We start from the raw sequence: 13,298 nt of genomic DNA, 5'->3' as shown, positions 1-13,298 counted from the left end.
ACCATATAATTATTATTTCATACTTAATTACTTTATGTAACCTATTGTACTAACTTTTTGCGGCTCTAGCAAGGTTCTATTTGAACAACGAATATATTTTTGTATACTAACCATAACAACGTTCAGGAAAGGATATCGTTAAATGATCGTACGAGAACGTCAAAATGAGTACATTATGATTGAACAGAATCACCATGCGCAGGTTTCCGGTCAAATGGCAGCCAACCTGAAGGATTCGTTCTTTTTAGAGGATAAATTCAAGTCATCCGTTCTTTATGCCATTGAAAACCATGATTACGCATGGAAAATGATTGATAAACAGCCATTCTGGAACGATCAAAAGCAGCAGCCGTATACGTTTACCGATTTTCCCAACCCACCTAAAACGGTTTTTTATAAACACGGTATCGATCAAGTAGAAAAACATGATTCTTATGCCGCCCTATTATGTAGCAAACATTATACACGCTTTCTTGTAGATGATACGGAAGAAACGTCCCGGTCGTTTGTACAAGAAGAACAAGAACGGCAACAGCGGCTAATTCATCTTCTTGAGGATTACGATGAGCCTATATTTAATGTCCATAGCGGCTTGCTGCAGTTGTTTGACAGTCTTTCACTGTATCTTTGCCTGAATGAACCCGGCGTCGCCAAGGAAGATGGGCACCCTTTTTTTAAAGACGGAGTTCCTGTTCCCCAGTCCCTTACTTTTTTCCATACGAACAAAATTCATCTTTATTGGACAGATGAACAATCCGTCGAAATGGATGTCGTTCCTTTCAAAAGCCCAGTAGACATAACGATTCAGCAGAAATCTGTTCCGAAAAAAGCCATAGCAGAAAATGGCTTGATCAAAAGTTACGAGCAAGCAGAGCAAGAAACAGTCTCAGTCCAATTGTTATAACTCTTTCTATTGGGTGCTGCGCGATCTGGGTTGGGTGCTGCGCGATCTGGGTTGGGTGCTGCGCGATCTGGGTTGGGTGCTGCGCGATCTGGGTTGGGTGCTGCGCGATCTGGGTTGGGTGCTGCGCGATTGATGCACTGTCGTAAACTCAGTGCATCAATTCGTTAATAATCCCGTGGCTGCGTCGTCAAAAGCCGCATCTGATACGCGTTCATGGCTGTTTCACCTAATGTATCAAGCAGATTATGATTGGCATATGCGCCAACAATGGCACCAAAGCCCGGAACAAGCTGCAGCAGCTTAATCAAATCCATATAATCCCGATACTCCTGCTGAAACACATGCCAATCCATGTCAGCGAGCTTTTCTTTTTCTGATTCCCAATTTGCAAGTATATAAAAGGTTTCCTTGCGTTTATTATCACTTGAAAAGGCCAGCTGAAAGACATGGAGAATGAAAAGTCGCTCCTCATATTGACGTGTATCATACCCGTAAATTGCTGCAGCTTCAAACAAAAACTTCATTTTAATGGATAAAAGCATCGGGAAATCAGCAAGCCCCAGGAAAAAACCGCCCGCACCCGTCCCAGCCCCTTCAACCACAGCTGTTTTGCGGTAAGATGTGAGCTTTTCCTTCAGCAATTGATCCTTTTCAAAAAGACTCAGATCCGCCGATTGCTGCTTATTTGTTGTGATATTAGATCCAATCAGGGTTGCTTTAACCATATTTTTAATACTTTCCGTTATAATCTTATGAGCCTTTTCAGGAATCATCCCATTTAGTTTTGTCTGCGTCTTTTTCGACAGTTGCGTGAAGAGACCTGACTTTTTCAATACACGTTGCCGCCATGTTTTCAGATCGTCATAAACTTTCTGTTCATAAGCATTCATGTTGATACCATCCTTTTTCCTTCTACATCATATATACGATTTTTCTGGGAAAAAGATTCAGATATGTTTGACCGGCTGGCTAAAATCGCGACAACATTCACCAACGCCGGCACTAACACGTCCTGAGCGTCGTGGCGTCGTCGTTTCGTGCACAAGAAAAGCTTCTCCGGGACGCCGCTTCATCCGTCTGTTCGAGCACGTATGATGCTAGGCGTTTTTCCACATCCTGGGGGCTTACCGGTAGACATGTCAACGCCTCCTCCATCCTATTAACTTTATAACAGGACGTTCGGCAATGAGTCATTTGATCACACCCCCGCGTTCAAACAGTACACTTCATCAAAAAAAGACTGATATTTCGATTGAAAAACGGATTAAATTGATGGTTAATGCGCAAAATGAAAAGGATCACGACATAAAGATGGAGGTTGATGAAGATGTCTGAAGACCAGCATCAAAACAAGCAGACAAACATCGAAAATGAGGACACACTAACCAACAGGCAGGGGCACCCTGTCACAAACAATCAGGATATCAGGACAGTCGGCAATCGGGGTCCGGCCACATTGGAAAACTATGATTTCATTGAAAAAATAAGCCACTTTGACCGCGAGCGTGTGCCGGAACGAGTGGTTCATGCACGGGGCGCCGGTGCCCACGGCTATTTTGAATCATACGGGACAGCCGGCGATGAACCTGTTTCCAAATATACAAGGGCTAAAGTTTTTCAGGAAAAAGGCAAACAGACACCGGTATTTATCCGGTTTTCGACGGTCGTACACGGCACGCATTCACCAGAGACACTTAGGGATCCGCGCGGGTTTGCCGTGAAATTTTACACAGAGGATGGAAACTGGGATCTTGTCGGTAATAACATTAAAATCTTTTTTATCCGTGATGCCATCAAATTTCCTGACATGATTCATGCCTTCAAACCTGATCCGATCACGAATATTCAGGATAGCCAGCGCTTCTTTGATTTCTGCGCCAATTCACCGGAGTCATTCCATATGGTGACGTTCATCTATTCACCATGGGGCATCCCGGCCAATTACCGGATGATGCAGGGATCCGGTGTCAATACGTATAAATGGGTCAACCATGACGGGGAAGCCGTGCTCGTCAAATACCACTGGGAACCGAAACAAGGCATCAAAAACTTGACAGTGAAAGAAGCGAATGACATCCAAAGTGACAACTTCAATCACGCGACACAGGATTTATACGACGCAATTGAACGCGGTGAATATCCGGAATGGGAACTGTTCGTGCAAATCATGAGCGATGATGAGCATCCGGAGCTGGACTTTGACCCGCTGGATGACACAAAAATCTGGCCGGAAGATCAATTCCCATGGCTGCCGGTCGGACGGTTGGTATTAAACAAAAACCCGGACAATTATTTTACCGAAGTGGAACAATCCGCATTCGGTACCGGGGTTCTTGTCGACGGCCTTGATTTTTCCGATGACAAAATGCTGCAGGGTCGGACATTTTCCTACTCTGATACACAGCGTTACCGGGTAGGCGCGAATTATCTGCAAATACCTGTCAACGCCGCCAAAAAACGGGTCGCCACGAACCAGGAAGGTGGGTCCATGCGGTATGAGCCAGAACGCTCACCCAAAAAGAATCCGCACATCAATTACGAACCATCATCTTTGGGGAATTATAAAGAAGCGGAGCAAGTCGGCAAGGAACACACGCCAAAAGTGGAAGGCAACATTGTCCGCGAATCGATTGACCGGAACGACAACACCAAACAAGCAGGCGAAACGTTTCGCTGGTTTGAAGACTGGGAAAAGGATGAATTGATTGCGAATCTCGTCGGCGACATTTCTGAATGCACACAGGAAATCCAGGATAAAATGATCGCCCTTGCCGAAGAAGCTGACGACGAATACGGGCGTCGTTTGCGTGACGGATTGGAAGAAGCAGCCAATATGATGTCTGATGGTTCCAGCAGAAACCCGCTTGGCAATAAGGATGCGGAAAAAGCGCCGGATAAAGCAGTTGGGAAAGGACACGATGCTGACCCGTATTGAGGTGGTTTGGCTGACACCTCTTATTTCCGAGGTCAGATGCCAGAAACTGGCGTTGATGAAATCGGTGAATTAGCCGACTTCTAAATCCCCGCAGCTTCTGAGAGCTGGGGGATTTCGTGTCGTTTACTGTCCTTGAATATCCCGCCGATTATAGCCAAGCATGCCCACAATTGTTAACCCAATCGCAACAATAGTCAAGATGACAACAGGCATCCATTCCATTTCATCCACCGGCAACTCCGGGATATAGCCGAATGGTGACAGCTTACTGACCCAGTCCGGGAATTGAAAAATGTTACCAAAATACAAGACGACAAACGAATAAAATAGATACAGCCAGACAAGGCTGCTTAATTTGGGCATGAGTCCAATAAAAAGCACTGCCAAGCCAATCATCACAAGCACTGCTGGGTAATAGGCCAGCCCGGCCCCATAAATTGTGCCAAATTCAAATGGCTCATCCGTGACACTTGCGCCTGCCGCCCAAAACCCTGCCACAGCCAGGGAAAGCATCACAACGCCATTGCTAACAGCGATCATCAAATAACCTGAGAGCAGACGTGTACGTGATACCGCTCTTCCCAGCAGGTGATCGAGCCGGTTCTTCTTTTCTTCTCCATTTAATTTAAGCACTGCCATAACGGCTGGGAGTGTTGCAATTAAGGTCATCACAAACATCAGCACGGACACAAATTGCATGGTAAATGAAGTGCCTTCCTGCGATTCCAATACTTGCCTCAGGGCCTCATTACTTTCGAAAAATGATTCCAGATCACCCATAACCGATCCATAAGAAACACCGACCACTATCATGGCAATCGCCCACGAAATGATCCCGGTCCGCTGCAGCCTGAGCGCCAAACCAAACGGGCTGAGCAGTGACTGTGACGCATGCCTTCTGCCTGGTCTTGATGGCAAAAATCCGGCATCAAGGTCGCGGATGGCATTCAAGTAGAATGCAAGTGCCATTAAAATAATGGCGCCGCCAGCCAGCAACAACAGCACCCACCAGTTATTGTCACTGTATACCTCAGCGGCTGTAACCCATCCTAACGGCGACATCCAGGATAATGCGTCATGACTGACATCTCCTATTGCCCGTATTAGGTAAGCAATTAACAGCAGTGCCAATGAAAATGCAAAGGCGGTTCGGGCGTTTTCTGTTATTTGTGCCATCAGAGCAGTCACCCCGGCGAAAAATATACCTGTCGCCCCTAATATCAGGCCATATAATAAGGACCCTGACAGCCCCATACTATCGATTCCTAATGCGTATAAGCCAACGCCGGCTATAACCGCCAGCAATATATTTATGAAACTTAAAACAATGAAAGAAGCATTCAAATTCGCAAGCTTCCCTACAGGCAGCGAACGAATCAATTCCAGTCGGCCGTCCTCCTCGTCAGACCGTGTATGCCGGTTCATCAACAGAATGTTCATTAATCCGACGACGACTGCTGTCAAAAGCAGCATCTGATGGGCCGTCATCGCCCCTATTGTGTAATTCCCTAAATCACCTGGGCCTACCATAGCGGTCATCGCAGGGTTTTCCATCGTCTGAGCCATCGCATCACGATCCTGCTGCGCCGGATACAAATCGGTAAAAGCAGCCGCAACCGCCATGGTGAAAAGAGACAGTGCAGCAAGCCAAATCACCATACGCAAACGATCAAGCCGCAGTATGAAACCTATCAATTTTCCGGTACTGGCAAACGAATGTTGTTTCATCAGGAGTCACCCCCTGAATCTCCTTCATAATGGCGCATAAACAAGTCCTCCAGTGTCGGCGGGGCACTTTCCAGTTTGAGGACACCGAACTGGCTAATATGCCGGATAACATCATCCAAATCCTCTGTGTTAACTTGCAACGAAAACTTCTGTTCTTTTCTTTCAACATTATGAACACCTTGCATCTTATCCAGGTCGATAATGGGTTGCTTTGTTTCGACATTCAGATTGGTTCTTGTTAAGTGACGTAGTTCATCCAATGAACCTGATTCAATCATTTTCCCATCCCGGATAATACCTACACGATCACAGAGCCGCTCCACTTCAGATAAAATGTGACTTGAGAGCAAGATACTTTTCCCTTCATTCCGTGCTTCCATTACACACGCCTGGAACGTCCGCTCCATTAAGGGATCAAGTCCGGACGTCGGCTCATCCAGAATATATAAATCGGCCTCAGAAGCAAATGCTGCAATGAGCGAAACTTTTTGCCTGTTCCCTTTTGAATACGTTCTGCATTTTTTGGAAGGGTCAAAGTTAAACATCTCAACCAACTCTTCGCGCCGCTCCTGATTCATAGTGCCGCCACGCAGTTTCATAAACAGATCAATCACTTCACCACCAGTCAAATTCGGCCACAAATTCACGTCCCCTGGAACATAAGCAATGCGTTTATGGACATCAACAGCATCTTTCCAGACATCTTTCCCAAAAATGGATGCGCTGCCGCTTGTCGCCTTTAACATCCCCAGCAAAACGCGGATTGTGGTCGATTTTCCTGCCCCGTTTGGACCGATGAAGCCGTGCACTTCCCCTTTTTGCACCTCAATATTGATACCATCAACGGCTTTGACGTTCCCGAACCTCTTTGTCAGATTTTCCGTTTTTAAAACCGCCATCCACAAACTCCCCCTTTAGTTATAAAAACTTTTCTTCAATATATCCAGATACGCATAAAACTCTGCCCAGTATGGATCAAAGTCAACATCCGATAGCTTCTGATCTTTTAAACGACCGATAACTTCATTTTGGTAGCCGTCCATCGCCCATTGAATCAGTTTGAAGACTTTATCTACATCGACATCGCCTCTGAACAGGGTCTTATCGATATTCTCATACATGATGGCATTGCCTTCTACCAACAATTGCTCATACTGACGCTGCAGATGAGAAGGCAAATCTGGTACACTTTCCAGAAAAAATGTTCCCAGGAAATTAAATACATTCGGAGACTCAGCAAACGATGCCATTTTAACTTTTGTTGCCTGTTTCATCCGTTCAATAAAATCGGTCTCCTGTTTATCGATTAAACTTAAATAGTGGTCACGTACGATACCCAGGGCATGATCAATCAAATAATGATACAATTCTTTTTTACTTTCAAAATAGTAGAATAGCATGCCTTTTCCGATTCCGGCTGCTTTAACCATTCGGTTGGTTGACGCGCGATCATAGCCATTTTCCGCAAATTCTGCGAGCGCTGCATCCAAAATACGGTGTTTTTTATGTTCATCAAGGTTTTGAAATGTTTCTGTAATGGCTTCTTCCCCCTTTCATCTCATCCCTATTCATCATTCAGACACAATAGACCATATCGGTCGACTTCATCGTAGCACGTTAGACCACATTGGTCAACAGACAGCTTAAAAATCGGGAGAACGCAAACCACGTCTCCCGATTTCGTATTATGATTTAGTTGTCAGAGTTATCCTGTGCTTCTGCATCATCAGATGACTGGTCATCGCTGGCATTCTCCATGTCATCAGGCATATCCGTCTCAGTTGACAAATCCAATTCTTCCAGCAGGCTTTCCAGTTCGCTCATGATGTCTGCAGCCTCCTGCCAATTGCCTTCAGACAACGCTTCCTGATAGGCATCAAACAGCTCGGAAAACTCTTGTAATTGACCTTCTGCCTCCACGATTGGCTGCGAAGGATCTTGCTGTTCATCCGGCTCGCTTTCCTGATCTTCCGGGTCATCCTGCTGTCCGCCATCCTGATTGTCCGAGTCCACGATGTTCAGCATGGCCTCGAGCGCAGCATCAAAGTTAGCTTCCATGACAATCTCATCCTCATAAGCCATGACAACCCGTTTGACTTCCGGCAGTGATGTCTCATTATTTGATTCGATATAAATTGGCTCAACGTAAATGATTGTATCCTCTATTGGTATGGCCAGCAGATTTCCACGAATCACATCCGAGCCACCTTGTGCCCATAAATTCAATTCCTGAGAAATCTCACTGTCCTGGTTAATCCGGTTTTCAATTTGCTGCGGCCCATAGATATTCCGCTGCTTCGGAAATTCATACACAAACGTCTCACCATAATGCTCGCCATCGTTTCTGACACCCATCCAGGCGATCATATTTTGCCTGTTTTTAGGTGTGTAAGGCCTCATCAGAATAAACTCTTCCTCATCCTCCTCGGGCAGCTTCATGGTTGTATAATACGGCTCCATTTCAATGTCCTCACTGAAATAGCGCTCTGTCGGCGTTTGCCATGTATCTTCCCGGTTGTAAAACACCTCTAAATCAGACATATGATAGGTGCCATACATGGAAGCTTGAATCGAAAACAGGTCGGTCGGATAACGGAAGTGACTCCGTATATCGTCGGGTATTTCCTCTGTTACTAACTCAGGGAATATATTTTCATACGTTTGCAATAATGGATTATCCGGTTCAGCGGCATAAAAGGTTACCTCACCTGTATACGCATCGACCGCTACCTTCAGCGCGTTCCTGATATAGTTTGCCTCACCCTGGAACGCTTCGGCGTACGGATAATTTTCAGCTGTCAAATACGCATCAATCATCCAGACAAGACTACCATTATCCCGTACCACTAAATAAGGATCCTGATCATACGTGAAAAACGGTGCAATGCGGTTAACACGGTCCATAATATTCCGGGTTGCCAACAGCTGACTGTCTTCTGTTAACTGGTCAGACACAAACATCCGGAAGGACCCTTCATTAATCGCAAATAACAGCCGGTTGAATCCTGTCATTGGAATACCTAAATCGGCTTCATACCGTGTGTCGACGTTTTCATCACCTGATGGATAATCAAATTCATCCACTTCACTGTTGGTGATGACGTTGGGCGCATTTTGCTCCCCGAAATAGACTTCCGGGCGACTGATATCCAGTACACCTTCAGGGGGCAGATCCTGCAACATATACTCCGGTTGGCCCTGTGCGGTCACGTTGTTGACATGACTCATCGACAGACCATAGCCATGCGTATACCGCAAGTTCTGGTTAACCCACGTTTGTGCCTGTTCCGGCAGGCTGGACGTATCCAGTTCCCTAGCGCCTAAAAATACTTGTTCATACTCGCCGTCAATTTCATAACGATCAATATCGACATCGTTAAATTCATAGTATGTCCGGAATGTCTGTACCTGATTGTAGACATCAAGCAATGGCCGCACATCATTCATTCGGACATTATCGATCGTTCCGGCGTTTCGCTCCACCATTTCCGTATCCAATGAATTATTGCCCGGATGCTCTTCCTCGTTAATGTCGTCTAAATCATAGGCAGCTCTTGTATAGTCTAAATTGTCCTGCAAGTAAGGTTTCTCTTTAGCAAACTCATTCGGCGACACCACAAAGTTCTGTACCGCCACAGAAACCCCCAGCCCGACAACGGCCAATCCGATATAAATGGCAATTGGCGTCAGCATTGACTGAATGTTGCCTCTGATCAGCTTGATGATCATCCACACCGTCATCAGCAAAGCCACTGCCGCCAGGACGTAGGCTTTCGGAATGTTGACGACTTCATCTGTATAGCTCAGGCCCTCTACCACACTTTTCTGAAATAAGTTGACCTGGTTCGTCGCCAATGTCCCAAACGGCTGTAAGAGATGATAACCAGCCAAAAGCAGTCCAATAACACCAAGTGTTATGCCTAAGTGCAATTGTGCGGATCGGCTCATCCGGTACATATGGAAGACCGAGTATGCACCCATTTCCACTAGGAGGAAAAAGATGCTTAAACCCAACAGGACAAACACAACTAATTCAATCATCGGTAATACAAATAAATAGAACGAAATATCCAGACCAAAGTATGGGTCCGTCTGACCGAATGACGCATGATTGAGTAATTTAAGCGCGCTTTCCCAGCCGACTCCTTGGATAATACTACTTCCAAACAGCCCTACGACAGCTGATATACCGAGCATAATCGCCATCATGATTTTTCGCTTTTCCAGTAGAGGCGGCAACTGACTTGATTGAAAATGCTTTAGATATGAACGGCGAATCCAGAAAAGCGTCACAAATGTACCGACGGCAAATAACACAAATCCGGCAACACCGAGCAGCAGTTTACTTGTCAGAATGGTTGTGAAAACACCAGAAAAATCAAGCGTGTCCATCCATATGTAATCTGTTATTAATTGCAGCGCAAACAAACCTGCTATCACAACAAGTATGATGGCAAGCACGATATAGCCAAGCCAATTAAACTTCCGATTCCATTTTATTTTCGGTCGCTGATTAGAACCTCCGTCAAAAACATCCAATGTAAACCTCTCCCCCTACTATCTCTCAAAATGCCTGCTACATTGTTCGATATCAGCAGAAACCTTCATTTCCATCATACATGACTCATAAAGGAAATGAAAATGTTTGTTATCTTTTTATACGATAATAAAAGGGAAAGGTTCCAAATAACGTCGGGATTTACATTTTATTGGTTATTTATCACGGTTGTCACGATGATTTTCGCCTTGACCTTCCAAATCATCGTGATCAAATTCTTCGGCAAATTCAGTCTGCAGCTGGCCGGCTCGAGGTGACTTTTCCCGTTCCTCAAACCTTTCTTCCTCAAGGTTCTCCGTCATATACGTATGAATAAACGGCTCACAACATGTGATAAAAAACGCAGCCATCAGGGCAGTTGTCGCAAGCGGGATACTTGCTTCGATGAACAGGCCTCCAAGAAACCAGAGTGACAGGAAAGCCAGAGGAAAGTCGGCAATTGAAGCCGTTACATTGCCAAATCGGCGAAGCACCAATAAATCACCAATGAGAAAAGACACACCTGTTGTCAATAAACTGATCCAAAATAAATTCATCACGTTCGCATTATAAAAAATGCCAAATAACGAAAATACGGTGATACCTATTGCAATGGCTTTAATGCCCAATGTTTTTAAATAAACCATGTCACGTTCCCATCCTTTCCAGTGTTCGTAATAGTTATAGTCTGGCTGAAAAGCATGGGATTATACATGGTGGGGGGATTACTTCAAGATGATGTTTCCATTTTCGTACCCATCATGCTTTCTTGCTTTAGGCACATGTTATTCTAAGCAAAATGCTGCAGCCAACAACTGCAGCATTTCACCTATATTGATTCTGCTTTTTGTAACGCGTTATTGATCGAATCGGTGGTTATATCCGAATGGGATGTATGCCAGAGAACTTCCTTGTCTTGAATCAAAAAAATCTGTGGGGATTCATGCTTTACGTCCGTCTCCTCCGCAATCTGATTGGACAGCTCCCTGGTTTCAATAACCTTGACCATAAAAGCATCCACATCAGTACCGGCCGATTCCAAATACGTGTTATATTCCTTGAACGCGCCGGCACTGATCGGACAAGTGGTGCTGTGTTTGAAAAATAGAACCGGTTTTTCCATTGAGCGTTCCCACGCCTGCTCTAATGCCTCTTTTGACTGCAATTCTTTTAACTCTGCCATTTACAATCTCCCCTTCATTTATTTATTCCGAACACGCTTGGCCACATAATGAGTAGCATACATTTCCCGTCGAACCATTTGCACTATCTTTTGACGGCTCCCTTCACTCAACATATTCAAGCCCATTATCTTCACAAAATTCAATAGCAATTTGTTTGTAGCGTTTATCCCGATAATCGTACCAATCTTCTTCCAGGTCCAGGTCAATAATCATATCCTTAAAACGTCTGAAGGCTCCTTTTCCGCGGATGGCGTGCAGCAGTTTGTCCTGTGCTTTGGAATCTTTGATGGAAAAGCAAAAATCTTCCATCATACCGTATTCGTTGATGTCAAATTGTGACGGGATCGGCAAGTATTTCGCCATATCATATTCCACAAAATCGATGGCCAATTCCATCTGTTCCTGCTGCCAATCCGGTAAATGGTCATATGGCTCACCATCTTCTGCTATCCTGACCAGGCTCTCCATGATAATAACGATCTCACCAGTTTCTTTATTGACTAATTGAAAGTGGTCATCCATTTGCATGTCCATTTCATCCGCGAGTTCTGATAGTTTTACTTTGCTGCCCATTCGTTCACCACCCTTTATTAACCTTCCAACATTTTCACATGAACCTTTCTCGTTCTTGGCCCATCAAATTCACAGAAATAAACACTTTGCCAAGTGCCCAGAATGAGTCGGCCATCAGAAATAATCAATGTCTCACTCACACCGACAACAGACGACTTCATATGCCCGTCGGAATTGCCTTCCATATGGACGTATTCTGGCTTATTCGGAAACGTCTCGTCCAACCCACGTTTCAAATCCGTTTTGACATCGGGATCGGCATTTTCGTTGATCGTGATGGCACCTGTCGTATGCGGGCAGAAAACGATCATGATACCAGCCTGCACGCCGCTTTCCTTTAAGGCCTTGTCCAGATAGCTGTCCAAATTCGTAAACGACTGCTTTTCATGTGTTGAAATCGTAAAGGTATGCAACGTTTTCGCCACGGTTAACCACTCCTCTTGCAAGCGTTCGGCCAGAGACGCCATGGGTATACGTCCGGCGGTAGGGATTCGCTTTCCGTCATATCCTTCTTTGTCGGATGTTCAAACGCCAATGTGTGCGACCAGAGCGCAATCTGTTGGCCTGGCTTGTTCACCTTCTGTCCATATTTCTGATCACCGTAAATGGGACAGCCGATGGACGCCAATTGAACTCGTATCTGGTGTGGTCTGCCGGTGTGGAGATTGATCGAAAGTAGACTCAAACCATTTGCTTCCCCTAACACCTCATAATCCAGCACCGCTTTTTTCGCTTGTTTCGTTTGCGGTGAAACAACATGGACTTTATTTTCCCGGTGGTCTTTGAGTAAGTAGTCTTCCAACGTGCCATGATTTTGTGAAGGTTTGCCCCGGACGACAGCCAAATAATGCTTCTCGAACGCACCCCTGCGAATCGCATCCGAAAGACGCGAGGCTGCTTTGGACGTTCTGGCAAATACCATCACACCACCAACCGGCCGATCAAGCCGGTGGACAAGCGCCAAATAGACATTGCCGGGTTTCTGGTAACGGACTTTGATATCGTCCTTCATGATGGTCAGTAAATCGTTATCTCTTGTGCTGTCTTCCTGAACGGGTATATTAACCGGTTTTTCAACCATAAGGAGATGGTTGTCTTCATAAAGAATTGGAATCTCCACCCACTGTCACGTCTCCTTCAGCTATGTTAGGTATAGCATAACATATCCAAACTTACATTCTCAGGTCACTGACTCTTTTTTTCCGTTACCGCCTATCAAAAACAGCCCCAGCCATAATCCAATCATCTTACAGTCGAACCGATGCGTTTCAATGTTTATAAGCTTAATTGAGATTCAAAGCATTCAACAGGAACAAAATCGCTGACGCGACTAAATCACGTCCCAAGTGAGGATTAATCACTTGGGATGTTTCTCGCTCTAATCATAGTACCATTGCAGTGAGGGCAATGAAGTTCCACTTCTTCCCCTCTCTTTTT

Annotated in this window: 13 protein-coding genes; 3 read left to right on the top strand and 10 right to left on the bottom strand. The window is 45.2% G+C overall.

The genetic code is table 11. The annotated features are described in order from the left end of the window. The first annotated feature begins 142 nt into the window (after positions 1 to 142). Complete coding sequence (locus ACFQ4A_RS18285) at positions 143 to 904, top strand: DUF3891 family protein (protein WP_382402833.1); 762 nt, start codon at positions 143 to 145, stop codon at positions 902 to 904. A 164-nt stretch (positions 905 to 1,068) separates the two neighbouring features. Here the strand turns inward: ACFQ4A_RS18285 and ACFQ4A_RS18280 are convergent, their stop codons facing one another. Next, positions 1,069 to 1,794 carry an EcsC family protein gene (locus ACFQ4A_RS18280; protein ID WP_382402832.1) on the bottom strand — a complete coding sequence of 242 codons (726 nt, stop codon included), beginning with the start codon at positions 1,792 to 1,794 and terminating at the stop codon, positions 1,069 to 1,071. Positions 1,795 to 2,089: 295 nt separating this feature from the next. Between ACFQ4A_RS18280 and ACFQ4A_RS18275 the strand changes: the two genes are divergently transcribed. Together ACFQ4A_RS18275 and ACFQ4A_RS18270 are read left to right on the top strand one after the other, a co-directional pair. Continuing rightward, positions 2,090 to 2,239: a hypothetical protein gene (locus tag ACFQ4A_RS18275; protein WP_382402831.1), complete on the top strand. Its 150-nt coding sequence runs from the start codon at positions 2,090 to 2,092 to the stop codon at positions 2,237 to 2,239. After that, entirely contained in the window at positions 2,232 to 3,839 is a 1,608-nt protein-coding gene (locus ACFQ4A_RS18270; protein ID WP_382402830.1) for a catalase, read from the top strand. The genes ACFQ4A_RS18275 and ACFQ4A_RS18270 overlap by 8 nt, the downstream gene beginning before the upstream one ends. A 123-nt stretch (positions 3,840 to 3,962) precedes the next feature. On the opposite strand, the gene ACFQ4A_RS18265 is transcribed toward ACFQ4A_RS18270, so the two are convergent. From ACFQ4A_RS18265 to ACFQ4A_RS18225, 9 genes are all read right to left on the bottom strand, one after another. Further along, positions 3,963 to 5,567 (bottom strand): ABC transporter permease, encoded by a 1,605-nt coding sequence (locus ACFQ4A_RS18265; RefSeq protein ID WP_382402829.1) that lies wholly within the window; start codon positions 5,565 to 5,567, stop codon positions 3,963 to 3,965. Further along, a complete protein-coding gene (locus ACFQ4A_RS18260; RefSeq protein WP_382402828.1) occupies positions 5,567 to 6,466 on the bottom strand; it encodes an ABC transporter ATP-binding protein in 900 nt (299 codons plus the stop codon). Before ACFQ4A_RS18260 ends, ACFQ4A_RS18265 begins: the two co-directional genes overlap by 1 nt. A gap of 15 nt (positions 6,467 to 6,481) precedes the next feature. Further along, the gene (locus tag ACFQ4A_RS18255; RefSeq protein WP_382402827.1) at positions 6,482 to 7,057 is read right to left on the bottom strand and encodes a TetR/AcrR family transcriptional regulator; all 576 of its coding nucleotides are present in this window, start codon (positions 7,055 to 7,057) and stop codon (positions 6,482 to 6,484) included. Positions 7,058 to 7,259: 202 nt separating this feature from the next. Next, positions 7,260 to 10,106 carry a UPF0182 family membrane protein gene (locus ACFQ4A_RS18250; protein WP_382402826.1) on the bottom strand — a complete coding sequence of 949 codons (2,847 nt, stop codon included), beginning with the start codon at positions 10,104 to 10,106 and terminating at the stop codon, positions 7,260 to 7,262. 174 nt (positions 10,107 to 10,280) lie between these two features. Further along, a complete protein-coding gene (locus ACFQ4A_RS18245; RefSeq protein ID WP_382402825.1) occupies positions 10,281 to 10,751 on the bottom strand; it encodes a YndM family protein in 471 nt (156 codons plus the stop codon). Between the two features lie 182 nt (positions 10,752 to 10,933). Further along, the gene (gene ytxJ, locus ACFQ4A_RS18240; RefSeq protein WP_382402824.1) at positions 10,934 to 11,287 is read right to left on the bottom strand and encodes a bacillithiol system redox-active protein YtxJ; all 354 of its coding nucleotides are present in this window, start codon (positions 11,285 to 11,287) and stop codon (positions 10,934 to 10,936) included. 103 nt (positions 11,288 to 11,390) lie between these two features. Beyond that, positions 11,391 to 11,861, bottom strand: a complete 471-nt coding sequence (locus ACFQ4A_RS18235) for a UPF0158 family protein (protein ID WP_382402823.1) — start codon at positions 11,859 to 11,861, stop codon at positions 11,391 to 11,393. Positions 11,862 to 11,878: 17 nt separating this feature from the next. Continuing rightward, positions 11,879 to 12,328 carry a secondary thiamine-phosphate synthase enzyme YjbQ gene (locus ACFQ4A_RS18230; protein ID WP_382402822.1) on the bottom strand — a complete coding sequence of 150 codons (450 nt, stop codon included), beginning with the start codon at positions 12,326 to 12,328 and terminating at the stop codon, positions 11,879 to 11,881. Continuing rightward, a complete protein-coding gene (locus tag ACFQ4A_RS18225; protein ID WP_382402821.1) occupies positions 12,289 to 12,981 on the bottom strand; it encodes an RluA family pseudouridine synthase in 693 nt (230 codons plus the stop codon). The genes ACFQ4A_RS18230 and ACFQ4A_RS18225 overlap by 40 nt, the downstream gene beginning before the upstream one ends. Positions 12,982 to 13,298 lie beyond the last annotated feature (317 nt).

It is taken from the genome of Lentibacillus salinarum, from assembly GCF_042679865.1.
GTDB classification, from domain to species: domain Bacteria; phylum Bacillota; class Bacilli; order Bacillales; family Amphibacillaceae; genus Lentibacillus; species Lentibacillus salinarum.
This window is presented reverse-complemented; position numbering and strand designations above follow the sequence as displayed.

Coding starts and splice junctions, on each gene's coding strand:
- ACFQ4A_RS18265 (WP_382402829.1), bottom strand. CDS start 5,567: ATGAAACAACATTCGTTTGCCAGTACCGGAAAATTGATAGGTTTCATA.
- ACFQ4A_RS18245 (WP_382402825.1), bottom strand. CDS start 10,751: ATGGTTTATTTAAAAACATTGGGCATTAAAGCCATTGCAATAGGTATC.
- ACFQ4A_RS18275 (WP_382402831.1), top strand. CDS start 2,090: ATGAGTCATTTGATCACACCCCCGCGTTCAAACAGTACACTTCATCAA.
- ACFQ4A_RS18285 (WP_382402833.1), top strand. CDS start 143: ATGATCGTACGAGAACGTCAAAATGAGTACATTATGATTGAACAGAAT.
- ACFQ4A_RS18270 (WP_382402830.1), top strand. CDS start 2,232: ATGTCTGAAGACCAGCATCAAAACAAGCAGACAAACATCGAAAATGAG.
- ACFQ4A_RS18260 (WP_382402828.1), bottom strand. CDS start 6,466: ATGGCGGTTTTAAAAACGGAAAATCTGACAAAGAGGTTCGGGAACGTC.
- ACFQ4A_RS18235 (WP_382402823.1), bottom strand. CDS start 11,861: ATGGGCAGCAAAGTAAAACTATCAGAACTCGCGGATGAAATGGACATG.
- ACFQ4A_RS18230 (WP_382402822.1), bottom strand. CDS start 12,328: ATGGCGTCTCTGGCCGAACGCTTGCAAGAGGAGTGGTTAACCGTGGCG.
- ytxJ (WP_382402824.1), bottom strand. CDS start 11,287: ATGGCAGAGTTAAAAGAATTGCAGTCAAAAGAGGCATTAGAGCAGGCG.
- ACFQ4A_RS18280 (WP_382402832.1), bottom strand. CDS start 1,794: ATGAATGCTTATGAACAGAAAGTTTATGACGATCTGAAAACATGGCGG.